This window comes from Flavobacterium piscis (assembly GCF_001686925.1).
GTDB lineage: Bacteria > Bacteroidota > Bacteroidia > Flavobacteriales > Flavobacteriaceae > Flavobacterium > Flavobacterium piscis.
On the sequence record NZ_LVEN01000012.1, the window covers coordinates 1 to 24,653 of the forward strand.

Sequence of the window (24,653 nt, forward strand, 5' to 3'; positions counted from 1 at the left end):
TCTCATCCCTTTTCACTTTAATAATGCAAATTTAAAAAAGTAAAAATTTCTAAATTAACTTTGCAAACATAGGAGCGCGCAAAGTTTTTTTTGATATTGAAGGTTTTATAAAAAATGCTAAGAGCGCAAAGCTTTGTGTAACTTTGTGTAAATCTTTGTTTTCTCTGTGGTAAATTTTACCGCAATGAGCGCAAAGCTTGTGTGCTTTAAAAATAAACCTTAGCGAACTTTGCGTAAATCCTTGCGCTCTTTGCGGTTAAACATCACTTTAAAATAAACCTTAGCGAACTTTGCGTAAATCCTTGCGCTCTTTGCGGTTAAACATTACTTTAAAAATAAACCTTAGCGAACTTTGCGTAAATCCTTGCGCTCTTTGCGGTAAAACTTTTTGCGGTTAAATAACTTTACTTAGCCACATCAATAATCGCCTGAGCAAATGCTTTTGGATCTTCTTGCGGAACATTGTGTCCTATTCCTTTTAAGATTCTGTGTTCGTATTTACCGATGAATTTATTGGCGTAAGCTTTTCCGTCTATGTTAGCACCGTCGAAATCGCTTCCTATCGTAATAGTCGGAACTTTAATTGCTGGTCTTGTCGCCAATTTTTTTTCCAAACTATCGTATTTAGATTCTCCAGGTTCCAGAGATTGTCTCCATCTGTAATTATGAATAACAATTGCTACGTGATCCGGATTATCAAAAGATTGTGCGGTTTGATCGTAAGTTGCTTTGTCGAAATTCCATAACGGAGAAGCAATTTTCCAGATCAGTTTATTAAACTCATAAGTATTTTGGCTGTAGCCGAGTTTTCCTCTTTCGGTAGCAAAATAATATTGGTACCACCATCCTAATTCGGCTTGAGGAAGTAACGGTTTTAAATTCGCTTCCAGATTTACAACAAGGTAACCGCTTACAGAAACCAATCCGTTTAGGCGGTCCGGCCAAAGCGCTGCCATCACCACTGCTGTTCTTGCTCCCCAATCGAATCCGCCAATAGTGGCTTTATCAATTTTTAGTGCATCCATAAAAGCAATAATATCGCTTGCTAATGCTGCTTGTTGTCCGTTTCTAAAAGTATCTTTAGAAAGAAAAGTTGTTGTTCCTGATCCTCTTAAATAAGGCGTAAGAACTCTGTACCCTTTCGCAACTAAAATAGGCACCACTTCATTGTAACTATGAATGTCGTAAGGCCAGCCGTGAAGCAAAATTACCGGAGTTCCGTTTGAAGGTCCTGCTTCTGTATAGCCTACGTTTAATAATCCGGCATTAATTTGTTTTAAGGTTCCAAGAGAACTTGCCATTGTTTGTTTTTCTGATTGCGCATTTACAAATGTCATTGTAAAAAATAAAGCTGCTATTAAAAGCATTTTAGAAGCTACACTATTCGTGAAACTGCTTTTGTTGTATAATGTTTTCATGATTATTATTTTTTAATATTTTGATTATGAGTTAATTTCTTCGTCAAAAGTATTCTGATAACCATTCTTGTACAATCAGAAAATAGTTGAAACGGACGAAGTAAAACCTGAAACGGACAAACCTAAACCTGAGATTTTATTTTTTCATCACTAAAATTGGTTTCCCTTTCTCGACGATATAAGTAGCTAACTCAGACGCTTTGGCATTAGTATGATTTTTTGCCGAGTGAAACTTTCCTGCCGGAATAAAAAGAACTTCTCCAGCTTTTAAGGTTACCGGCGTTTCATCTTCAATTTGATATTCCAGCGAACCTTCTATCACATAAATAATTTCTTCTCCCGGATGCGCGTGTTTACCGAACGAAGTATGAGCATCAAAATCAATTCGGGCCTGAACCGTTTCTTTTCCCGGAATACTTAGATCGTGTTTTTGTAAATCGGTTCTTTTTATGCCACTTTGTTGTGCTTGAGCATTTGATGGAGTGAATAATGCAATAAGACCTACGATCATAATTGCGTATATTTTATTTGTTTTCATTTTGTTTGTTTTTTTAGATTGTGTGTTAAATAATTTTTCTCGCAGATTTGGCAGATTGAGCAGATTTTATTTTTTAATCTTTATAATTCTTTGCTTTTGATTTAAACACATAGAAACATAGTTTTACTGAATCAAGAAAGGGCGTTTCACTTTAAATAGTACCGCATAGTTGTACTATGTTTAAAAATCTTGATTTTTTAGAAAGAACTTTATGTAAATTATAAAATCTATATTTCTATGTGTTTAAATAATCTACACAACGATTTCTAGTTATTTTCTTAATGATTTAAAAGCCGCACGAAGTTCTTCCGTAAAAAGTTGTGGCTCTTCCCAGGAAGCAAAATGACCTCCTTTTGATACTTCATTAAAGTAAATCAGGTTTTTATAACTTTTCTCTGTCCAGCTTTTAGGTGCCTGATAGATTTCTCCCGGGAAAACAGTTACAGCAACCGGAATTTTTATGTCGTTTGTTTTCTGTTCAACCACATTAAAGTTGTTCGTATTATTTTCCCAATACAATTGTGCCGATGAGTTTGCTGTGTTTGTCAACCAATACAAAGTGATATCATCCAGCATTTCATCTTTTGTAAGTGATTTTTCAGCATTTCCTCCGCTATACGTCCATTCGTTGAATTTATCTAAGAAAAAAGAAGCCAATCCAACAGGAGAATCTGTAAGTCCGTAACCTAAAGTTTGAGGTCTTGTTACCATCATTCCCGCATATCCGCCACCTTTTGTATATAGTTTATTAAGAGATACAAAAGCAGCTTTTTCTTTAACTGATAATCCTTCAGGAGCAGGATCCCCGTCTTTTAAAGCTTTCGCAATATCTGCAGGAACTGTTGCAGGCATATTTACATGAATCCCCAATAATCCTTCTGGAGCCTGGCGTGCCATAGCATCCGCAATTACAGAACCCCAATCGCCTCCTTGTGATACATAAGTTTTATAACCCAAACGTTTCATTAAAATATCCCACGCATTACCTATTTTTTCCGGTCCCCAACCTGTTCCTGTTGGCTTTTCAGAAAAACCATAACCTGGCATTGACGGAATTACAAGATCAAAAGCATCTTCGGCTTTTCCTCCGTACGCAGTAGGATCTGTTAAAGGTCCAATTACTTTCAAAAGTTCGAAGAAAGATCCCGGCCAACCGTGCGTAATTACCAATGGTAATGCATTTTTATGTTTGGATTTAATGTGAATGAACTGAATGTCTAATCCGTTGATATTGGTTACAAATTGAGGTAATGCATTTAGTTTCACTTCTGTTTTACGCCAGTCGTAAGTAGTTCCCCAATATTTTACAAGACTCTGAATTTGTTGTAATTTAACGCCTTGCGACTGATCTGTAACGGTTTCTTTATCCGGCCATCTTGTAGCGTTTACACGATTACGAAGATCTGTCAAAGCCTCTTTCGAAATACTAATATGATACGGACGAATTGCTTCTGAAACTACTTTAGTTTGCTTTTTTTGTCCAAAGCTTGTTGCGGCGATCAACATAAATGTTCCTGTTGTAATGGCGTTTAGGAAGCTGCGTTTGTTTGTTTTAATTGTTTCCATTTTGATTATAAATTTTGTTAATGTGATTAATTTCTTTGTCAAAAGTATCTCGATAACAAGCGATTTAAAATCAGTAAATAGTCTAAACGGACGAAGTAGAACCCGAAACGGACATTGAGGAAGTCGAAGGCTTTAAGGTGATAGTGTCAAATTGAATTCTATGATATTTTTTAGGAGCAATTTAACCTAATTTAATTTTTTTCTTCAAATATAGCCCGTGGTTTCAACCACGGGAACACAATACGAGGCGTGATAATATTGTACCCCGTGGTTGAAACCACGGGCTATGTCTGACAACTTTGCGTTTACATCATTTCTAAACCTCACAGGCTTAAAGACCTGTCGGGTTTATTACATTATATAATTTATTTAAACAAATAGATTTTCGGTTTTACTATGTCACAATCTTTGTCGAGTTTCTAGTGTGATTTCTCCCTTCGTTCGAAATGACAAACTTTGGGGCAAACTATGCGATACTATTAAAAGTGAAACGCCTTTTTACGCATACCAAAACTATGTCTTTATGTGTTTAAAAAACAATAACGCACAAAAAAAGCCCAATCTATAAAATCAGGCTTTGATCAATATACACTTAATGATTATCCTTTTAAATGATCAAAATAAGCATTCGTTTCTTCTATAAGCGAATGCATCAGTTCTTTGGCTTTTGTGTGCTTTAAAATCGGTGCTATTTGTCCGCCCCAAAATAAAATCATATCCCATTTTTGCTGCTCAAGAGCTGCTTTTCGTAAGGGTGATATTAGAGTCGTGTGCAAAGGAAACGGCAGCACATCTTTTTCTTTGTCTGAAATTTCTTTGGCAATCCTGCTGGTTAATCCGCGGCCTAAACGTCCTGTGTACGCACGTGATAAAGTAGTGTATTTTGCTGCATCAGAGAATAACATTTCTCTATGAATGGGTAATGCATTCGATTCGTCACAGGCCAGAAACGCGGTTCCTATCTGAGCGGCACTTGCTCCTAAGGCTAATGCTGCAGCTACTCCTTTTCCGTTTGCAATTCCTCCTGCAGCGATAATGGGAGTTTTTACTTTTTCGCGAATGAGTTGTAGTAATACAAAAGTACCTGTTAAGGATGATTCGGCGGAAGCCAAAAACGAAGGTCGGTGTCCTCCTGCTTCAAAACCTGAGGCAATAATCATATCTACGCCGGTACTTTCGAGAAAAATAGCTTCATCTAAAGTCGTTGCCGCGCCAACGGTTACGATTCCTGATCTTTTGCATTGTTCTAAAACATCGGCAGAAAGTGCCCCGAACATAAAACTGAAAACTTTTGGTTTTATATCTAAAATTACCTCCAGCTGATTTTCAAACCTGGACTGAAACGGAGCAGGTTTTTCCGGTAATTCAATACCAACTTCATCAAAATAAGGTTTAAATAATGCGGAAGTTTTATCATATTGTTCATCTGACAAACCAGATTGCGGAATATCATGATCCAAAACCCAAAGATTGATATTGTACGGTTTATTGGTTGCTGCTTTTAATTGTTTGTCGGCCTCAAAAATTTCCTGAGGCGACATTGTATAAGCACCATATCCGCCAAGTCCGCCGGCATTTGATACCGCAGCGGTTAATGCTACAGTTGATAAATTTCCGCCAAATGGTCCCTGCATTATAGGATAATCAATCCCTAATAATTCCGTAGCTTTTGTATTGTACCACATTGCTATTTTATTTAAAGTTATTCGCTTGTATCAGTCAACATTTTATTGACGATAAGCCATTTTCCGTTAATCTTATGGAAAGATAAAAAATCGCGATAATTAAAGTCGTACATTTTAACATTAATTTCAGCTGTAGCTATTGAATTTACTACATTAATCTTCAAGATTTTTCCTTTGAAAGGTTTTCCTGAATCTTTAGGACTTTGTCTGTTTTTTACGCCATCAAGATAAAGATCTACCGTTTTAAAATAAGGCTGTCCTTTTATATCTCCAAAAAGTAGAGCGCTTTCATGAAAGATACTTCCCAAACGTCTTTCGTCGCCTTCGTAAATTCCTTTAAAATAATAATTTTCTAATGCATCAGTAATCGCTGATACTTCGGCCTGATTTTCCATTTTAATGTTATTTTGAGCTTTTATGCCCTGCAAAGTACAGAGCATAAAAGCAATTAATAAAATAGTTTTCATTTAATTATAAGTTGTGTCCTGCACCTTTACCGCCATCAACGTTGATGATTGCACCGGTAATAAAACTGCTTTTTGCAACGGTATAGACCATTTCGGCTACGTCATCGACTTCTCCTACTCGGTTTAAAAGATGCAATCCTGCACTTTGATCTGATTTGTCTCCGTGCATTGGCGTACGGATAACACCTGGTGCAATCGTATTTACACGAATGTTTTGCTTGCCAAATTCGGCTGCTAACTGAATCGTCAAGGCGTGAATAGCACCTTTACTTGACACGGGAGCCGAAGCAGGCCATCCGCCCAATCCGTGATTTACCAAAGGAGTTCCTATGTTGATTACAACTCCATCTTGCTGTTTCAACATTTGCGAAATTACCGATTGTGTGGTGAAATAAGTTCCTTTTAGGTTGGTGGTCAAAAATTTATCCAGATAAGCTTCGTCAACTTCTAAGAATGATTTGCTGTCGAAGATTCCGGCATTGTTTACCAATACATCTACAGATCCAAATTTTTCTAAAGCAATTTTTACCAATTGTTCTCCGGTTTGTTTTTTACTTACATCTCCGGCAAACATTGCCACATTGTCTCCTGCTCCAAATTCGTTGTAAGCACTTTCTAATGCCGATGGTGTTAACGAATTGATGACAACATTATCGCCTCTTTCCAAAAAGTATTTGGCGATTCCTTTTCCGATACCGGAAGCTGCTCCGGTAACGATTATCGTTTGTTTTTTCATGATATTTATTTTTTATCGGCTGTTATACCTTTTTCTCTTAATACAGATACCTGATCTCCCGCGTAACCCCAATCGTCGAGTTCGATTTCCTGAATAACAATGTGAGTTAAATGCGGATCTTTGTTTAATACATCGGTAATCAGGTTGGTGATTCCGCTTATTAATTCCTGTTTTTGCTCGCGGGTAACACCTTCGCGGGTCAATTCGATTTTTACGTAAGGCATGGTCTTAGTTTTTAGATACTTCGGCTGTGATAGTAAAATCTAAATCAAAGTCGTTGTAGATTAATGTATCGCCTAAATCTTTGAAGAAGTTTCCTGAACGAAATTTGATATCGTATTTGGTACGATCAATAACCAATTTACCTGTAAGTGAAAGTGTATTGTTAATGCTTTCTACTTCGGTTTCAAAACCTGTACGATGTGTGATGTCTTTTATCGTAAGATTCCCTTCCAAATAATATTTACCATTTGAAATTTCTTTTACAGAAAGAATCTCAAATCTTGCAGTTGGAAATTTTTCGATCGAGAAAAAATCATCCGAAGCCAGATGTCCAGCAAACTGTGCATTTGTATCCGGATCTGTAACATCCAGAATTTTTATTGAGGCTGTATTGATGACAATATTTCCGCCATTTATTTTTCCGTCATTCAAAATAAAATTACCTTCTTTGATACCAATTGTACCATTATGTGCACCGGTAACTTTTCTGCCGGTCCAATCGATGTTGCTGTTTGCGCTTACGATATTAAAATTTGTTGTTTCCATTTTTATTGTATTTAAAAGTACAGTACAAAGGAACGGCGAGTATGGAAATTGGTTACGTGATGTAGATCACAATCTTTTTTTTGAGGTGCAAAGAGGCAAAGGTTCAGAGGTGAAAAGGTTTTGTTTCGCGCAGATTTAAAAAGATTTAGGCAGATAAAGGCAGGTGAATATTAAGGCAATGCTTGTTTTTTTAATCGCGCAATCCCGATGGTTATCGGGAGCAGAGACGCAAAGTTTATTGTTTCTAAGTTTTTTTTATTCTCATTTTTGTCATCCTGAGCGAAGTCGAAGGACACGCGAGCAGCTCGACAAAGATTGCGATTTTGATTGTGGAATCTCTAGTGTGATCTCTCCCTTCGGTCGAGATGACAACTATGAGGAAAATTGGAAATTAAAAAATCCATTTGATCCTTATAATCTGTGGCAAAAAAACTTTATGAATTATATAATCTACTTAGGGTTTCTCTTGAAACTCCCAGATAAGCCGCAATTAAATGCTTAGGAACTAAATTATAAAGTTGTGGATATAATGCCAGAAGTTCTTCGTAACGGGTTTTGACATTGTTATTCATAAAAGATAAAAGTCGTTTTTGCGAAGCGATATATCCTTTGTTGGTTCTCCAACGGAAAAAATGTTCGATTTGATGAAATTCAGCACACAATTTTTCGCGGTCGCTGTTGGAAAGGCAAAGCAATTCTACATCAGAGATACAATCTACATTTATGGTTGCGGGGGTTTGATTGTATAAAGCACTATAATCTGATGTCCACCAGGTGGGCATGGCGAATTGCAGAATGTACATTTTGATTTCATCATTGATAAAAAAAGCTTTCAAACAACCTGAAATTACAAAATATTCGCAATCAACTTTGTCTCCGGCACTAATAATAGTTTGTCCTTTTTTGAATGATAACGGTTTAAAATGCGAAAAGAAATAATCGAATTCTTCGTCTGTTAGCGAAGCGGTTTTGGCAATGTGTTGTTGGAGGATTTCTTTGGATTCCATAAAAAAGTGGCAAAGGTTCTGAGTGACAAAGGTACAAAGGATTTTCTTTAAAGTTGCTAAGGTTCTGAGGTACTAAGGTTCTGAGTTTTTTTTCTTTTAAAATCAGAGTCGTCTATAATTTCTAATGAAAACGGATGCCTAGCCCTGATTGAAGTGGAAATCCTTTTTATTTTTTTCTTTAGAAAATAAAAAGATTGAAACGGAAAGCAGGAAATAGCTCCTAATAAAATTAGTTGCTAAAGCGCTAAGATACTGAGATACTAAGGTTTTTTTAAAGATGATTATCTTTTTGTTTTAAATAAAAACAGGAACGAGTAGTATTAAATATCGTTCCTGTTTTTTTATTAGTAGCTTTTAGCAAAATTATCTTCTGCCTCTAAATCCGCCTCCGCCTCTTAAATTACCATCGCCTAGACGGTTTCCTTCTCTTTGGAAATTTTGAAAATTACGGGTTTGCGATTCTCCACGATCTCTGGATAATGCTGAGCGATCGAGATCATTTGTAATATCAGAACGACCTGGTTCTCCCAGTGGTTTTTCTCGTTGGCCCAGAGTTTGATTGGCCTTTGGAAAATTATCATGCTGGACCCCATCGCCTAAACGATTTCCACCGCCCAGATTTTGGTCTTGTTTAGGTAAATTTTTATTTTGAATTCTATCACCGGCTCGCGTTGCTCCGCCAATATTCTCATTCGGTTTATTGCGCTCTGTGGCTGAACCCGGATTTTTTGATGAACCAAGTTTTCCGGCTTGTGTCCAGCCTCCGTTGCCATTGTTATAGTGACTCCAGTTTCCGTTAGCGTCTTTTTTATAGACATGTCCGTCGTGTCCGGCATATACATTATTGTTGGTATGAATGGTTGTTCCTCCTCCTCTATGATGCGTAATTACGCCTTTTTGACCTCCCGAAGTTTCGTAACCAATTGCAGTACCACGCCTTGTAGTAACATGTCCGGATTCTACCCACTGACGCCCATTTGTGGCAGCAGAATGTCCCCATTGTGCATAGGCATTATGCCCCTGATTGGTTCTGGCGTAATTTCCTGTCCAGGGATTATAGGTACTTGCTGCTGTACGACCTCCGTACCAGCCTTGTACACTTGCCGAACGTCCATATCTTCCTGTTGCAGGATTGTACCATGCCGAAGTTCCTGCCGCACCATAAGGTCCGTATACGCTTCTTCCGGCAGCCCAGCCACCTGTCCAGGGATTGTAGACTGCACCGCCTCCATACGTATAAGGCCAAGGACGATAAATTGGGTATAAACCTCCGTAATATACATATGGCGGATAGTAATATCCTGTACCATAAGTTAATATAGCACCTACTGTAGCTCCAATAATAAAAGCGCCCAAATAACCGGCTGTTGTGCTGCTTTCTACCGTGGTATCGGTTGTTGTTTGGGTAACATAGGTGACATTATAAACAGGTGAACTTGGCGGAATGGTATAAATTTCTTTAGGAACAGAATCTGCTGTTTTCCAAGGCCCGTTTGGGCTTGTCGACATGAACCAAACTGCCTGAAAACACAAATAATACAAATCGCCTACTTTTATGACCTTATCCTGAGTATTGCTCGCATATTGCATTTTGGTACCTTCGATAGGTTTAAACTGAGGTGTTCCGTCGTAGGTTACTTTGGCTTTTGCTTCGGCATCTGCTTTGTTTATAATGGCTGTTGTAGGAACCTGAGCCAGCATTACGGCATCTTTGGCTTCCTGCGTTCCCGGTACAGATGCTAATACGTTGGCCCTTGGCGAATCTTTAGGAATTTTGGCAAAATCAGCCGGCAGGTTATTTCCGCCATATGTCCACGGCCCAGTTAGTGCTGCAGACTTAAACCATCTTCCGGATAACAAAACATAATATTGTCCGTCGCCTTCGTTGGCAAAAATATCATTTTCGGTATTGTCGATGTATAAAAGTTTGGTTCCGTCTATTTTAATAAATTTTGGGGTTCCGTTTATGGCAATTAATTCTGCCGGTTTGCTACTGTAGAAAATCTGTGGGGCGGTACCTCCAGATGAAGCGGGAATCATTTTTTTTACATCATCAAAATTTTGACCTGACGGAAGATTACTTAAACCGGAAGGCAGTTGTGTGGTTTTTACCCATTTTCCGTCGAGAGTTTTCGAAGTAACCCAAACATTATCTGCCAGCAAAAAATAGTCTTTTGTTGTTTTATCAAAAAACAAATCCCAATTGGTATTGACTACGTATTGAATATCTGTTTTTTCTACCGGTACTAAAACCGGCTCTCCTTGTACAATAAGCAAAACTGCCGGATTTGTACTGTAAAAAATAACGGGCGGATCGTTCTTGCCTGCAATGCCTTTTGAAGGGCTTTTGGTCTGGTTTAAATCTGCCAGAATACGATCTACCGAAATAGGATCACCTCCTTTAGGCAATGTTTCTTTGAAAAGTTTTTCCATTTCTGGAACTTTTTTTTCATCAAGTGCCGGAAATCGCACATCGGTTACCTGAACATTTTTAAATAATACGTTGCGGTTATTTTTGTCGACTAATGTCTCTGCCTTCACAGAAGCTACACCCAGTACTTGTTTGCCGTCTTTTGGAGTCAGTGAAAAGGCAAGTCTTGCCGTAATTTCTTTATAGTCTTTCCAATCGTCGACCTGTGGCTGGTAATAAACCAGTTTTGTGCCATTGTTTGCTGTTTCACGCGGCCACCCATCATCTGTAATTGAATCAGAAACAGCGGATTGAACTGTTTTTGAAGCTGCCTGATTCTTATCCTTATCTTTCTTGCATGAGAAAAAAATTGAACTAATACAAAGTACAATTATTAGAAAAGCCTTTTTCATAAATTAAAAAATTTAAATTACTATTTATTGAAAAATCATTTTTATATATCCCTTAAAAATTGTGATGTATAAAATTAAGTTTACGGACAATATAAATCTAATAATCAGGCTTTTCCTTTGTTTCAAATTGTAACTTGAAACCAAAAAAGGTAATAAAATTTTAAATTTCAAAAAATAAATTCCAAACTCCAATTAGAAATCCCTTTGAATTCGCTCAGAATTACAAAAAAAAAAACTTTGTCCCGATAACTATCGGGACAGTTTCTTTCTAAAAATTTTTGTGCCTTTGCCTCTCTAATCTTTTGAACCTTTCTTAAGCTAAAACCATCCCGCCATCCATAATAAAATCGGCTCCGGTAATGAATTTTGCTGCATCGCTGCTTAGATATGCCACCATTTTGGCAACATCTTCTGAGGCTCCCATTTGTTTTAACGGAACTTTTTCGATCACAACATCCATAATTGATTTTACGGTTGTTTTATCCAGCCCGACTTTGTTCATCACCTCCGTTTCTGTTGGACCGGGACTAACGGAATTTACCCTGATTTTTCTTGGCGCCAATTCTAAAGCTGCTGATTTCATAACCGAATTCACAGCGGTTTTGCTCGAAGAATAAATCGATGATCCCGGACCTGGCATACTAGCTGTATTCGAAGAAAGAAATACAACCGATGCATTGTCATTAAGGATTGGAATAAATCTGCTTAAGGTAAAATACGCTCCTTTGAAGTTGACATTGATAATACTGTCGAATAAGGTTTCTGTAGCTTGTTCTATATTTCCTAATCCTGCAATTCCGGCATTGATAAAAAGAATATCCACTTGTCCGAAATCTTCTTTTACTTTTGATGCCAGTTTTTCAATATCCAAAATATTGGATTGATCCGCAACAATAGCGGTTACTCCCAAATCTAAAGCTGCTTTTTCGATTGCTTCTTTTCTTCTTCCTGTAATGATTACCGTTGCGCCCTGTTCTTTTAATTGTTTGGCTGTTGCGTAACCTATACCGCTGTTTCCGCCTGTAATTACGGCTACTTTATTTTTAAAATCGTCCATTTTTTTATTTGTTTAAATTAATGGTACAAATTTAAAGGGGAAAACATATTGCTTTTTCAGTGGTATCATGGAGTATACCTAGATGTGTTTTTTATCTTTTTCCCACCATATAAGTGATATAAGTTCATTTAAATTTGGAACGTTAAAAAAGTAATTGCTTATAATTTCTTATATCATTTATATTGTTTAAAACCATTCAAATTCACACTTTCTTACATTACTTATATGGTTTAAAAACAATCCACGATTCTCTTATAATTTCTTATATCACTTATATGGTGAAAAAAAATGTTTTTATATATTCGTCTAAAAATTGTTATGGAAAGAAATCAGAAAGAAGAAGTTCAGGCGCTTCAGGATACTATATATGTTTTGGGAGGGAAATGGAAATTGCCTATCATCAATGCGATCTGTAACGGAAACCATCGATTTAAAGAAATTCAGCAAAGTATTCCGGGAATTACTTCAAGAATGCTTTCGAAAGAATTGAAGGATATGGAACTGAATAATCTCGTAAAAAGAACTGAAGACCGTGATGCAAAAGTGGCTATTCTTTATGAATCAACACCTTATTGCCAATCCTTTGGCCCTATTATAACCGAAATGATCAATTGGGGAATAGCGCATAGGAAACACATTAAAAATAAAGTTGAAAAATAAATCTAAAATTAAAATTCCAAAAAATAAATTCCAAATTCCAATTGGGAAGTCCTTCGACTTCGCTCAGGGTCACAATAGAAAAAAACCTTTGAAACTTTGTTACTCTGAACCTTTACCCCTATTCCAGACTTTTTAACTGCAACGCTCTTTGTAAAAAACTCTGATGTGTTAATTTGCTTTCGGCTTCGTTAATCGCCTGGAGCAGATTGTTTTGATTATCGGCAATTTCTTTTAGAACGCTGGACATTACATCCCAAACGGGTTTCATTTTCAGGATTAATTCCTGTCCTTTTGGGGTAAGTGATATCAATCTTTTTCGTTCGTCGACTTTGTCTTTTTTTGAACGGATTAACTTTTGTTTTTCAAGTTCTTTTAATAAACTAATGGTCGAAGGATGTGTGTAACCAATTTCGTTTGCAATTTCGACTACACTCAAAACTTCTTTATGATGCAAAGTATACACGACAGGAAACCATTTAGGTTCAAAGTCGATTCCGTATGATTTATAAAATAAAGCACCGTCTTTTCGCAACTGCTCACTAAGTCTTTGCAATCGTGTCGAAATGGCTAAAATCCCAGATTCATCAATTATATTCATCGTTACTTTTTTAGTTTTAAATGACAAAAAACATTGTCGGCACTCATAACAGGAAACGTGTCCGGAAGCGATTCTTTTTCGATTCGTACAAAATGATTTCTTTCATAAAAACGCAAAGCAGCTTCTAAGACTGTTATGGTTCCCAAATATAAATCATCAATTTCATTTTCGCTGCAATAATCCAGTAAAGTGTCTAATAATTTCTGGGCAATCGAAAACTCTTTTCCACGATATTGTTTCTTTACAAACATTTTTCTGATCGCAGCTTCAGAATCGTTAAATTTTATTAAAGCAATTGTTCCTACCAGTTCATCATTTACAAAAGCGCCCCAGAAATGACCTCCGCTTGTGTAATAGAAGTTTTTTATATTTAAAAGATCAGGCTGATCCTCAATAGTAATAGGAACGTTAAATTCTTTTTGCTGAATGTTTAAAATTAAATCTACTACCTCATTTGAGAATTTGTTTTCTATGGGAATAATTTGTGGTATCATATTTGTAAAATTTAAAACACAAAACTACGTAGTTAAATACATAAATAAAAATATTTGATTGAAAATTGTTTGTTTTTTTTTAGGAGCTAATCCCGCTATGCGTTGCAATCTTTTGTGCCGAACCCCGGCACAAAAGGATTTCCACTTCTATCGAGGCTAGGGTATTCGTTTTCATAATTATATTTTTCTTTTAGTTTGTCGTTTCGACGAAGGAGAAATCCTCACGAGAAGGTCGACAAAGATTGGATCTAAGTTGCGGAGTTACTTGCGAAGATTTCTCCTTCGTCGAAATGACAGACAGAACGGTAACTTTATATATTTCAAAACATTTTAAACAAAAAAAACTTTGTGACTTAGCGACTTTGTGGCAACTTTCAAGTCAGGTAAAATGTGAAACTTATCACAAAAAAGTAAAAAGATTTGCAGATATGACCAATCGGTCATATATTTGTACTCGTAAAATGAAAACTATCATGACAAAGGGAGAAGAAACCAGACAATTCATTATAGAAAAAGCAGCACCAATTTTTAATACAAAAGGGATTGCCGCTACTTCTATGAGCGATATTATGGAAGCAACGAAATTGTCTAAAGGAAGCATGTATGTGCACTTTGAAAATAAAGATGTACTGGCCTGCGCCGCGGTAGATCATAATATGAAAGTACTGGGCGATAAACTGGTATCTGAAATTACTAAAAGTAAAACAGCCAAAGAAGAGCTTTTTACTTATATCGATTTTTTCAGTAATGCCGTAAATCCTCCACTTACCGGTGGTTGTCCGTTACTGAATTTTGGTACCGAGGCTGACGACACCAACCCTATCGTAAAAGAGAAAATCAATAAAGGCTGTAACGCTAATCAGCAGTTATTGACCAATAGTGTCAACAAAGGAATTGCCAACGGAGAATTTAACCCGGAGTGGAATGCTGAAGAGTTTGCCATCGTTATGTTAGCCATGATGGAAGGCGGTCATCTTATTGCGAGAATGGCGGGTAATAATGATAAAATGAAAGTCATAGCTAAAACATTAAAAAAAATTATAGAGGAAAACACACTCTAATTTTTTTTGCTAAAAAAGTGACCGATCAGTCATTTTTAATTACAGTATCAAAAATCAATTACAATTACAATAGCAAAATCAATAATTAATAATAACATCAATAATTTAAAAACAAATACAATGTCAAAAACAATTTTAATTTCAGGAGCCTCAAAAGGATTTGGAAAAATCTGGGCAGAAACATTTTTAGCAAAAGGATACAAGGTAGCTACAACAGCAAGAAATATTGATACCCTGGCCGATTTAAAAGCACAATACGGAGACGCAATTTTACCTCTAACATTGGACGTAAACAAACGCGATGATTCGTTTGCACTTGTAGAAAAAGTAAAACAACACTTTGGAACTATTGATATCCTGATCAATAACGCAGGTTATGCCTTAAACGGAGCTGTTGAAGAAGCTAGTGAGACAGAAGCAAGAGCACAATTTGAAACTAACTTTTTTGGTACTCTTTGGTTGACCCAGGCAGTTTTACCCATAATGAGACAGCAAAAAAGCGGACATATTATACAAGTTTCTTCTATTTTAGGAATTGCAACTTTGCCTAATTTAGGTCTTTATAATGCTTCTAAATTTGCTGTAGAAGGTCTTACAGAGACTTTAGCTCAGGAAGTAAAACAATTTGGAATCAATGTTACTTTGGTTGAACCAAACGGTTATTTTACAGACATCTGGGGTAACGGTTTCAATAGTAAAAGTATTGATGCTTATGATGGACTTAAAAAAGCAATAGCAGAAGGACATGATCCTGACACTTTTGGACAAGCAAGCGCTACTGCACCTGCAATTGTTAAACTGGTTGAAGCAGAAAATCCTCCTTTACGCCTATTTTTAGGAAAAGTAGCTTTACCACTTGCAAAACAAGTTTACCAACAAAAATTAGCCACTTGGGAAGAATGGGCTGATGTTTCTGTAGCTGCTCACGGTTAATTTTAAACCTTTCATTAAAAATAAAACCTCCAAAATTATTCGTTTTTTGGAGGTTTTAAATTTTATACTTTATTCGTATTTCAGGTATTTTAGAACATCAATTTTCGTTGCCTGATAAGCTCTTGTAAGTACCACTAATAACGTTAAGAACAATAAAGCAGTAAAGCCAATTATAAACGGATAAACAGAAATAGTAATTCTGTACGCAAAATTCTCTAACCATTTATTTAGTAAATAATAGACTGGAAATAAAGCTATTAAAAATCCAATTATACTAAAAATAACATATTGTTTACAAAGTTCTTTTAATAAAACATTCGTTTCGGCACCCAGTGTTTTTCTAATAGCGATTTCTTTCATGCGTCTTTCGATAGAATAAGAAGCCAAAGCAAATAACCCGAAAAGTGCAATTACAATAACAACAACATTCAATAAAGAGAAAAGATTCTTTTGCTTTACATAACTGCTATAAGACTTTTTATATTCTTTATCTACGAAATCATATGAAAACGGATATTCTGTATCTACTTTTTTTGTCCAGAGATTTTCTATATCAGCTATGGTTTGCTGCATGGTTTTAGGATCGGCCGTAATATAAATATTGTTTAAAATTCCTGAAAACCAGGGAACAGTTTTAAAATGGAAAAAAGACATTGGAGGAATTGGATCTCCCGGATTTCCTATATTAAAATCTTTTACAATCCCAACAATAATGGCATCTTGTCCGTTCCAGTGCAATTTTTTTCCTATCGGATTTTTTTCATTTAATAGTTTTAAGGCCGTTTCATTAATTAACATTGAAGCAACAGTATCCTGCGCAAATTTAGGACTCAAATAACGTCCTTTTACAATTTTTATTTTCATCATTTCCAGCAGTCCAAAATCTATTGGTACATTATTTCCGTCAATATTTCTGTCTTTATAATGATATGATATTACAGATTTTGCCCCACTTCCAAAAACAAAACCACCTCCTGCAACTTGTTGTACTCCTTTAATATGCTTCAATTGGTTTTGAATAATACTATATCGTTCAAAACGGTCTTTATCAGTTATTCCGTCGCCGTAGATATTTCTGTAGGAGATATTAAGGATTTGTTTTCCGCTAAACCCAAGGTCTTTGGAGTTCATTAGCTCTATTTGCTCATACACAATATAAGATCCAACAATAAAGAAAGCCGCAATAGCAAATTGAAAAATCAGCATTCCGTTTCTAAGCCAGACACCGCTTTTGCTTCTTCCAAAATTTCCTTTTAATACTTTTAGTGCTTCAAAATTAGAAACATACACTGCAGGAAATATTCCGGCAAGAATAACAGTCAAAATAAATATAGCCGCAAGCTGCAAATAGAACTGACCACTTTGCAATACGAGCGTTTTTTCTAAAAAAGCATTATAATAAGGCAGAGAAAGCTCAACAATAACAAGCGATATCAAAATTGAAAACAATGAAATGATAGCAGTTTCAAAAATAAATTGCTTGATTATAGCTGATTTTGAAGCCCCGATAATTTTACGCACTCCAACTTCTTTTGCTCTCTTTATCGCATTTGCTGTAGCTGAGTTAATATAGTTTACAATAGATAGAATTAGAATTAAAACAGATAACCCTACCATGATAAGCAAAAATTGAAGGTTACCGTTTGCTTCTATCACGCCACTGGTTTTAGTATGTAATCGTATAGAGGATAACGACTCTAAACCTGGTTTTACCTGACCATATTTCTTAATAAACTCTTCAGGTGTAATACCCTGATCTTTTGCAAAAAGGGCGGTCATGTTGTCAAAATATAATTTTTGAAGATTTTGAATCACTCGTTGCTGTCCATTAGGATTCTTTAATTTTAACAACAGAACAAATTGAAAATTACCCCATTGCTGAATAGTTTGTTTTATTCTTGCATCTATAAAATTAACTACGCACGACGGATTATAAACTGATTTTTTATCGAGTTTATAAACACCTCTTACTATTAGGTTTTTACCCTGCAGCACAATTTGTTTACCCAAAGCTGGTTGGTTTCCGAAAATCTGAACAGCCAAATCCTGCGACAAACAAATGCTGTTTACATCTGGTAATGCATTTTTTGCACTTCCTTCAATAAATTGATAAGGGAAATAATCAAAAAAGTTTTCTTGCGCCTCAATTATTTTGTCAGACTGTACTTTTTTATTATTAAAGCGAATAATATCATTGCTATAGTAACCGCTTAGATAACAGTAAGATTCGACTTCAGGGCTTGCGTCTTTTATAGCAGATCCTATTGGTGCTGAACTTGAAGCCCAATAAGTAGTGGGATCCATCTGATTAGCAACCATAAAGACATTTTCTTTATTGGGATTCCATTGATCATAAGAATGCTCGTCATTCCAATACAAAATCGCAAAAATTAAACCTGCAATTCCAATACTCAATCCCAAAACATTCAGGGCTGTAAAAACCTTATTGTTTTTGATATGATAAATAAATATATTGATCCAGTTTTTTAGCATGATTAGTTGATTGAGTTCGTTACTAAAACATCTACATTTCTATGGTTCATTTTTTCTGAAAGTATGATTCCGTCTTTCATTAAAATCGTTCTTTGCGAAAACGAAGCATCGTAATCTGAGTGCGTTACCATCAGGATTGTCGCTCCGCTGGCATGAAGATCTGTTAATAATTCCATCACTTCATTTCCGTTTTTACTGTCCAGATTTCCTGTAGGTTCATCGGCAAGAATAATCGCAGGATCATTGATTAAAGCTCTTGCAACGGCAACACGCTGTTGCTGACCTCCTGAAAGTTGCTGTGGATAATGTTTCAAACGATGCGAAATACCTAATATCTTTGCCATTTCGTCTACTTTTTTCTTTCTTTCAGATGACGGAACGTTGTTGTAAATCAGCGGTAATTCGATATTATCATAAACCGATAATTCATCAATTAAATTAAAATTCTGAAAGATGAAACCAACGTTTTCTTTTCTCGCTTTCGATTTCAAACTTTCTTTCAGTCCAATCATTTCCTGCCCTAACAATTCATAGCTTCCGCCAGATGCGCTGTCTAATAATCCGATGATATTTAATAAAGTTGATTTTCCGCTTCCGGATGGTCCCATAATCGATACAAAATCGCCTTGATTAATGGTTAATGAAATTTCGCTTAATGCTTTTGTTTCTACTTCTTCAGTTCTAAAAATTTTAGAAAGCTTAGTAATTCTGATCATAATAATTCGTTTTTGATGTTTGTTTTTCTTGCTGAAAATTTTATGGCTGAAGTAAAAAACAGATCCTAAATTAAGATAATTGATAACATAATTTATAAATATCTATTTTTGTTACATTTACCAGCAATAATGATTCTCATACTTGATGATTTACTAATCTAATTGTGATTTTCATGCCAAAAATTTAAAATTTGTAACTATCTAATTTTTAAATTTTTATTTTCACACAACAACTTAAAGTGTCCATTATTGGACAGCTTTCGTCCAAAACCGAACAAAAATGAAAAAGACAAATGCCTCAATTTTAATCATAGACGACCAGGAAGACATTCTTTTTGCGTCGAAAGTGTACCTGAAAAAGTATTTTGAAGACATTTATACCCTTAATAATCCAAAAAATATTGTCGAATTATTGTCGAAAAAAAGCATTGATGTTGTTTTGCTCGACATGAATTATCGAATAGGATTTGAAGACGGAAGAGAAGGTTTGTATTTATTGAAAGAAATAAAAACACTTTCGCCCAAAACAGTTGTGATTTTAATGACGGCTTTTGGTAAAGTCGAAACCGCTGTTGAAGGTTTAAAAAATGGCGCTTTTGATTATATTTTAAAACCGTGGGAAAATAAAAAACTACTGGAATCTGTAAAACAAGCCGTTGACAAATCGCGCAAAGAACAGAAGAAAGAAAAAAATATTGAAATTGAAAATGACTTTTTTATTGGAACTTCAGAGATTATAAAGAAAGCATATTCCTTAGCAGATAAAGTGGCTAAAACGGATGCCAATGTTCTGATTTTGGGCGAAAACGGAACCGGAAAATTTGTTCTCGCTCATCATATCTACAAACAATCCGAAAGGAAAAACAATCCTTTTGTTGCGGTTGATTTAGGATCTTTAAACTCTAATATTTTCGAAAGTGAACTTTTCGGTTATGCAAAAGGCGCTTTTACAGATGCAAAAGTGGATACTCCCGGACGTTTTGAAATGGCACAAAACGGCACTATTTTTCTGGATGAAATTGGCAATGTTCCGCTGCATTTGCAATCTAAATTACTGCAGGTTATCCAAACCAAAACAGTAACCCGATTGGGCGAAACAAAAGCAAGACCACTAAATGTTCGTATTATAACGGCAACCAACTTAAACCTGAAACTTGAAGTTGCCGAAAAAAATTTCCGTGAAGATTTGTATTATCGTATTAATACCATGGAAATTATTTTGCCTCCGCTAAGAGAGCGTAACGAAGACAAGATTCCGTTAGCCGAATATTTATTGGATAAAATGACCGAAAAATACGGAAGAGACGAAATTACTTTTGATAAAAAAGTACCGGAACAAATCGAAAAACATGCCTGGAAAGGAAACATTCGCGAGATGGAAAACAAAATCGAACGTGCCGTAATTTTGTGCGAAAACAATAAAATTACAATTGCTGATTTAGATCTGGAAACCATAACGGCTTACGAAGAAAATCCGGATGATATTCAGCTTTCTTCTGTAGAAAAAGCTGCGGTTGAAAAAGCATTGCTCAAAAACAATAATAATATCAGCAAAACTGCAGAAGAATTGGGTTTGTCAAGAGGGGCTTTGTACCGTCGTTTAGAGAAATATAACATCAAAACAGATGAGTAACACCAATTTCACTAATTGACACTAATTTTTGTTTGTGAAATTAATTTCACAAACAAAGTTTATTATTAAAATTTGTGTTTAAAATTGTTTTACAATACTTGTGTCCAGATTATAACACATGAGAAAAATGAAAGTTTTTAATTTTTAATTCTCCATTTTTAATTTAAAAAATTATGTTTAAAACATTTCAAGCCTATAAACTGCTTTTTATTCTATTAATTTTAATTGTTAGCGCGATTGAACTTTCGATTTATTTCTTTAAAATTGATTTGTTTTATACTGGAGTATTTGGCCTTTTTATTGTTTTCCTGATGATTCGCGAAATGTATTTTTATGTTCGCAATTTTGTTTTGATTTATAATAAAACGATCTCCTCAATCCTGCAGAATGATTTTAGTTCTGATTTTTCGAAACATAAATTCAATACAAATTATAGTGATTTATTTCGCTTGTATGACACTTTAAAAAGCAAAGAAAACGAACAGATTTCAAAAGATATTATCTACCGTTCTATTTTAAATAACATTGAAACCGGAATTATCATTTTGCAAAAACAGGATAATGACTGGAATATTTTTTTAATGAATGACTACTTTTCCACCCATTTTAATGTACCAAAAGTATCGAAGTGGAAATACCTGAAAAATCAATTGCCATCGCTTTGTGAAATTATCGAGGAAGACAATTTTCAGGAAACAAAAACAGCTATAGAAATTAGCGTTAACGAACAAAACAATCAAACCTTTGTTTTGCAGGCTTCTAGAACCGAGATTTTCGAACAGGATTATTTTATCGTTTTGCTGGATTCAATTCAGAATGTAGTGGAGAAAAAAGAGAAAGAAGCTTGGGTTAATTTAATGAAAGTGATCTCGCACGAGCTTTTAAACTCCATTACACCTATTCGTTCTATTTGCCAGAATTTACAAGATTTGGTCGAACAGGATTCAATGTCAGATGAAGATCTTGAAGATGTAAAAAACAGCGTTGCAACGATGTTAAGGCGAAGTGACCATTTGCAAAAGTTTGTCGAAGGGTACCGAAAACTGGCGATGTTGCCTTCTCCTAAAAAAGAAAAAATAGAATTGCAGCACTTGATCGATAACTGTATTAAGATCATGAATCCTTTATTTAAAGAGAAAAATATTGAGGTCATTAATAACATTGCTTTCAAAAGATTCATAAACATCGATTCTCAACAAGTAGAACAAGTATTAATTAATCTGCTAACAAATAGTTTTCATGCACTAAAAGACTCTTTACAAAAGAAGATTTTAATTTCGGCGGAAGCCAAAGAAAACCGAATCTTCATAAAAATTACCGACACAGGAAACGGAATTGAAAAAGAAATAGAAAACAAAATATTCCTGCCTTTTTTCACCACAAGGCCAGAAGGCGCCGGAATTGGCCTGACGCTTTCTAAAAATATTATAGAAGCCCACGGTGGCTATATTAATCATAAAAATGAAGAAGGAAAAACTACTTTTGAGATTTGTCTTGTTGAGGACTAAACATTTATATTATATAACATCAACGTAAAATTATATAACCATAGCCACTGATTTTAAAATAATTTCATGGAATGAAAAATACAGTAATTTTATTAGTAGATGACGACGAAGATGATTGCGAACTTTTTATCGCTGCGATTGCTTCATTAAACAAAAATATACTCACTACAATCTCCAGTAATTCACTTGAAGCATTAAATAATCTAAAGACAGCAACTGTTTTGCCTGACTTTATATTTCTGGATATGCAAATGCCATACTTAAGTGGTGCCGAATTTATACAAGAATTGCGACAAATTCCTGAACTTAGTAAAATTCAGGTTGTGGTGTATTCTTCGCATTCGCACGAAACCTTAAAAAAGTTAACGCAAGAATTTACTGCTGTACAAATTTTCACAAAGCCAAATAATTTCCAGGACTTGGTAAGCACTTTGGATGCCATATTGTAATATTTTTTTTTAATCCATCAATTCTCTGCGCATTTTTGTCATTTCGGCGAAGGAGACTCGAGCGATAGCGAACAGACGGAGTAAATCCTCGCCAGAAACTCGGCAAAGATGGGCTTTTAGGAACGGAGTTACTTTCGAAGATTCCTCGTTCGGAATGACAATGATTGGGGCTATTTTGTGTAAAACTAAGTTACTTAAATTCTTGTGTTTAAATTATTAGCACATTATAAAGTATCATTCTCTATTCAATATTCTAATCAGAAATCATGTAACATTTTGGGGAAAAAGTATAAATTCCAAACTCAGCTCCGTTAGTAACTTTGAGTTTATTATTTTATCACTAATACCTTAATTGCTATGTTACTACAATTTATATCCAATTTATTCGAAAGCGACGAATCTATTCAAAATCCGTACGATATTGTAATTCAGATTAATGATAAAGTTTCACCTTTAGACCGAAGAAATCTTTATATGTTGCCTTTACATGATTTTTTATCTGAAAATAATTATGGTGAAATTTCGGGTGGCGGAATTCTTAAAGAAGAGCCCGGAGAAATTATTTTTTGTGATATTCATGTCAAATTTTATAAGGAAGAAATTAATAAAGCGGTTTTAAACGACATTATTAATTTTGTCGAAATTTGTGGCGCCCCAAAAGGATCAAAAGTAATTATAGAAAAAACACATCAGGAAATTCCGTTTGGTAAAAACGAAGGAATTGCTATTTATTTTGATGGAGAAAATGGTCACCAAAAAGATCAGGAAGATTACAATGTTGATTTTGTACAATCAGAAATTTCGAAGATAACCAATACATCTCAGGAAAGATACTGGAAGGGAAACTCGACCACCGCTTTGTATTTTTACGGAAAATCTTTTGATACCATGAAAGATGGCGTATCTGATTTTATGCATACTTATCCCTTGTATAAAAGTGCCAGAATTGCTCAAATAGCGTAATCAGGTTATGAAAGTCCCATTATTAGCTTTCAACGATAAAGGTATATATTGCCAGCAGGCAGATGTATATCTCGATCCGTGGCGTCCGGTTACCAACGCCATTATTACGCACGGACATGCTGATCATGCGCGTTGGGGACACAAAAATTACATTACACATTATGACAATGTGCCTATCATAAAACATCGCTTAGGAGATATCAGTGTGACCGGAAAAGACTGGAACGAAACTTTTACCGTAAATGGTGTACAATTTTCGCTTCATCCTGCGGGTCACGTCATTGGTTCTGCTCAGATAAGAGTAGAATACAAAGGCGAAGTCTGGGTTTTTACCGGAGATTATAAAACCGAAGATGACGGAATTTCTGTGCCTTATGAAGTGGTCAAATGCCACTCTTTTATAACAGAGTGTACTTTTGGATTACCCGCTTTTAAATGGACACCCCAAGCCGAAGTAATGACCGATATTAATAATTGGTGGGCAGAAAATCGCGCCGAAGGAAAAACTTCTGTGCTCTTTGGATATTCGTTAGGAAAAGCCCAACGCTTACTAAAATATCTCGATCCCAATATTGGAAAAATATACACGCATGGAGCGATCGAAAATATGACGGAAGTTTTACGTCCCTTAGTCGATTTTCCAGCCACTATAAGAGTCACATCCGAAACTAAAAAAGAAGATTTATTAGGAAGTATTGTTCTTGCTCCGCCAAGCGCACACGGCTCGACATGGATTCGTAAAATGACTCCCTTTGTGACAGGTTCTGCCAGCGGATGGATGACTTTTAGAGGTGCCAGAAGAAGACGAGCCGTAGACAGAGGTTTTGTTTTAAGCGACCATTGCGACTGGACGGGTTTACTGGAAAGCATTAAAGCAACCGGAGCCGAAAAAATAATCTGTACCCACGGATATTCGGATATATTCTCGAAATATCTACAAGAGTTAGGGTATGATGCCCGAACTGCTCACACGCAATATGAAGGAGAATTAGGTGAAATGGATTCTAAGAAAGATGTTGAAGAAGAAAGAATAGAAGAGCAAAGAGAATAGATGCAAGAAAAAAGAGGATAGACGAAGAA

Annotated in this window: 23 protein-coding genes; 8 read left to right on the forward strand and 15 right to left on the reverse strand. The window is 35.5% G+C overall.

Features of this window, described 5'->3' with window-relative positions:
- Window positions 1–404: 404 nt before the first annotated feature.
- From FLP_RS07205 to FLP_RS07255, 11 genes are all read right to left on the reverse strand, one after another.
- Window positions 405–1,418, reverse strand: coding sequence for an alpha/beta fold hydrolase (locus FLP_RS07205; RefSeq protein ID WP_065448849.1), 1,014 nt, complete (start codon window positions 1,416–1,418; stop codon window positions 405–407).
- A gap of 136 nt (window positions 1,419–1,554) precedes the next feature.
- Complete coding sequence (locus FLP_RS07210; RefSeq protein WP_065448850.1) at window positions 1,555–1,956, reverse strand: cupin domain-containing protein; 402 nt, start codon at window positions 1,954–1,956, stop codon at window positions 1,555–1,557.
- 270 nt (window positions 1,957–2,226) lie between these two features.
- Entirely contained in the window at window positions 2,227–3,522 is a 1,296-nt protein-coding gene (locus FLP_RS07215) for an epoxide hydrolase family protein (protein ID WP_065449119.1), read from the reverse strand.
- 599 nt (window positions 3,523–4,121) lie between these two features.
- On the reverse strand, window positions 4,122–5,207 hold the full coding sequence (locus FLP_RS07220) for an NAD(P)H-dependent flavin oxidoreductase (protein WP_065448851.1): 1,086 nt from the start codon (window positions 5,205–5,207) through the stop codon (window positions 4,122–4,124).
- 17 nt (window positions 5,208–5,224) lie between these two features.
- Complete coding sequence (locus tag FLP_RS07225; RefSeq protein WP_065448852.1) at window positions 5,225–5,674, reverse strand: nuclear transport factor 2 family protein; 450 nt, start codon at window positions 5,672–5,674, stop codon at window positions 5,225–5,227.
- A 4-nt stretch (window positions 5,675–5,678) separates the two neighbouring features.
- On the reverse strand, window positions 5,679–6,410 hold the full coding sequence (locus tag FLP_RS07230) for an SDR family NAD(P)-dependent oxidoreductase (protein WP_065448853.1): 732 nt from the start codon (window positions 6,408–6,410) through the stop codon (window positions 5,679–5,681).
- Window positions 6,411–6,415: 5 nt separating this feature from the next.
- Complete coding sequence (locus FLP_RS07235; protein ID WP_065448854.1) at window positions 6,416–6,634, reverse strand: tautomerase family protein; 219 nt, start codon at window positions 6,632–6,634, stop codon at window positions 6,416–6,418.
- Window positions 6,635–6,638: 4 nt separating this feature from the next.
- Window positions 6,639–7,178 carry a YceI family protein gene (locus FLP_RS07240; RefSeq protein ID WP_065448855.1) on the reverse strand — a complete coding sequence of 180 codons (540 nt, stop codon included), beginning with the start codon at window positions 7,176–7,178 and terminating at the stop codon, window positions 6,639–6,641.
- A 434-nt stretch (window positions 7,179–7,612) separates the two neighbouring features.
- Window positions 7,613–8,185, reverse strand: a complete 573-nt coding sequence (locus FLP_RS07245) for a Crp/Fnr family transcriptional regulator (RefSeq protein WP_065448856.1) — start codon at window positions 8,183–8,185, stop codon at window positions 7,613–7,615.
- Between the two features lie 363 nt (window positions 8,186–8,548).
- Window positions 8,549–11,008 carry a hypothetical protein gene (locus FLP_RS07250; RefSeq protein WP_065448857.1) on the reverse strand — a complete coding sequence of 820 codons (2,460 nt, stop codon included), beginning with the start codon at window positions 11,006–11,008 and terminating at the stop codon, window positions 8,549–8,551.
- A 313-nt stretch (window positions 11,009–11,321) separates the two neighbouring features.
- Window positions 11,322–12,065: an SDR family oxidoreductase gene (locus tag FLP_RS07255; RefSeq protein WP_065448858.1), complete on the reverse strand. Its 744-nt coding sequence runs from the start codon at window positions 12,063–12,065 to the stop codon at window positions 11,322–11,324.
- 318 nt (window positions 12,066–12,383) lie between these two features.
- Here FLP_RS07255 and FLP_RS07260 point away from each other — a divergent pair, with 318 nt between their 5' ends.
- Window positions 12,384–12,725, forward strand: a complete 342-nt coding sequence (locus FLP_RS07260) for a winged helix-turn-helix transcriptional regulator (protein WP_065448859.1) — start codon at window positions 12,384–12,386, stop codon at window positions 12,723–12,725.
- A 118-nt stretch (window positions 12,726–12,843) separates the two neighbouring features.
- Here the strand turns inward: FLP_RS07260 and FLP_RS07265 are convergent, their stop codons facing one another.
- Window positions 12,844–13,323: a MarR family winged helix-turn-helix transcriptional regulator gene (locus FLP_RS07265; RefSeq protein ID WP_065448860.1), complete on the reverse strand. Its 480-nt coding sequence runs from the start codon at window positions 13,321–13,323 to the stop codon at window positions 12,844–12,846.
- 2 nt (window positions 13,324–13,325) lie between these two features.
- Window positions 13,326–13,817, reverse strand: coding sequence for a GNAT family N-acetyltransferase (locus tag FLP_RS07270; protein WP_065448861.1), 492 nt, complete (start codon window positions 13,815–13,817; stop codon window positions 13,326–13,328).
- A gap of 473 nt (window positions 13,818–14,290) precedes the next feature.
- On the opposite strand from FLP_RS07270, the gene FLP_RS07275 reads away from it, so the two are divergent.
- Together FLP_RS07275 and FLP_RS07280 are read left to right on the forward strand one after the other, a co-directional pair.
- The gene (locus FLP_RS07275) at window positions 14,291–14,878 is read left to right on the forward strand and encodes a TetR/AcrR family transcriptional regulator (protein WP_065449120.1); all 588 of its coding nucleotides are present in this window, start codon (window positions 14,291–14,293) and stop codon (window positions 14,876–14,878) included.
- 120 nt (window positions 14,879–14,998) lie between these two features.
- Complete coding sequence (locus FLP_RS07280) at window positions 14,999–15,811, forward strand: SDR family NAD(P)-dependent oxidoreductase (RefSeq protein WP_065448862.1); 813 nt, start codon at window positions 14,999–15,001, stop codon at window positions 15,809–15,811.
- Between the two features lie 69 nt (window positions 15,812–15,880).
- On the opposite strand, the gene FLP_RS07285 is transcribed toward FLP_RS07280, so the two are convergent.
- Both FLP_RS07285 and FLP_RS07290 read right to left on the reverse strand, forming a co-directional pair.
- The gene (locus tag FLP_RS07285) at window positions 15,881–18,304 is read right to left on the reverse strand and encodes an ABC transporter permease (RefSeq protein ID WP_065448863.1); all 2,424 of its coding nucleotides are present in this window, start codon (window positions 18,302–18,304) and stop codon (window positions 15,881–15,883) included.
- Between the two features lie 2 nt (window positions 18,305–18,306).
- Window positions 18,307–19,020, reverse strand: a complete 714-nt coding sequence (locus FLP_RS07290; RefSeq protein ID WP_065448864.1) for an ABC transporter ATP-binding protein — start codon at window positions 19,018–19,020, stop codon at window positions 18,307–18,309.
- 280 nt (window positions 19,021–19,300) lie between these two features.
- Between FLP_RS07290 and FLP_RS07295 the strand changes: the two genes are divergently transcribed.
- From FLP_RS07295 to FLP_RS07315, 5 genes are all read left to right on the forward strand, one after another.
- Window positions 19,301–20,653, forward strand: coding sequence for a sigma-54-dependent transcriptional regulator (locus tag FLP_RS07295; RefSeq protein ID WP_065448865.1), 1,353 nt, complete (start codon window positions 19,301–19,303; stop codon window positions 20,651–20,653).
- A 173-nt stretch (window positions 20,654–20,826) separates the two neighbouring features.
- Window positions 20,827–22,161 (forward strand): sensor histidine kinase, encoded by a 1,335-nt coding sequence (locus tag FLP_RS07300; protein WP_065448866.1) that lies wholly within the window; start codon window positions 20,827–20,829, stop codon window positions 22,159–22,161.
- Between the two features lie 71 nt (window positions 22,162–22,232).
- Complete coding sequence (locus FLP_RS07305; RefSeq protein ID WP_065448867.1) at window positions 22,233–22,610, forward strand: response regulator; 378 nt, start codon at window positions 22,233–22,235, stop codon at window positions 22,608–22,610.
- A 357-nt stretch (window positions 22,611–22,967) separates the two neighbouring features.
- Window positions 22,968–23,573, forward strand: coding sequence for a hypothetical protein (locus tag FLP_RS07310; RefSeq protein WP_065448868.1), 606 nt, complete (start codon window positions 22,968–22,970; stop codon window positions 23,571–23,573).
- Between the two features lie 7 nt (window positions 23,574–23,580).
- On the forward strand, window positions 23,581–24,624 hold the full coding sequence (locus FLP_RS07315; RefSeq protein WP_065448869.1) for a ligase-associated DNA damage response exonuclease: 1,044 nt from the start codon (window positions 23,581–23,583) through the stop codon (window positions 24,622–24,624).
- Window positions 24,625–24,653 lie beyond the last annotated feature (29 nt).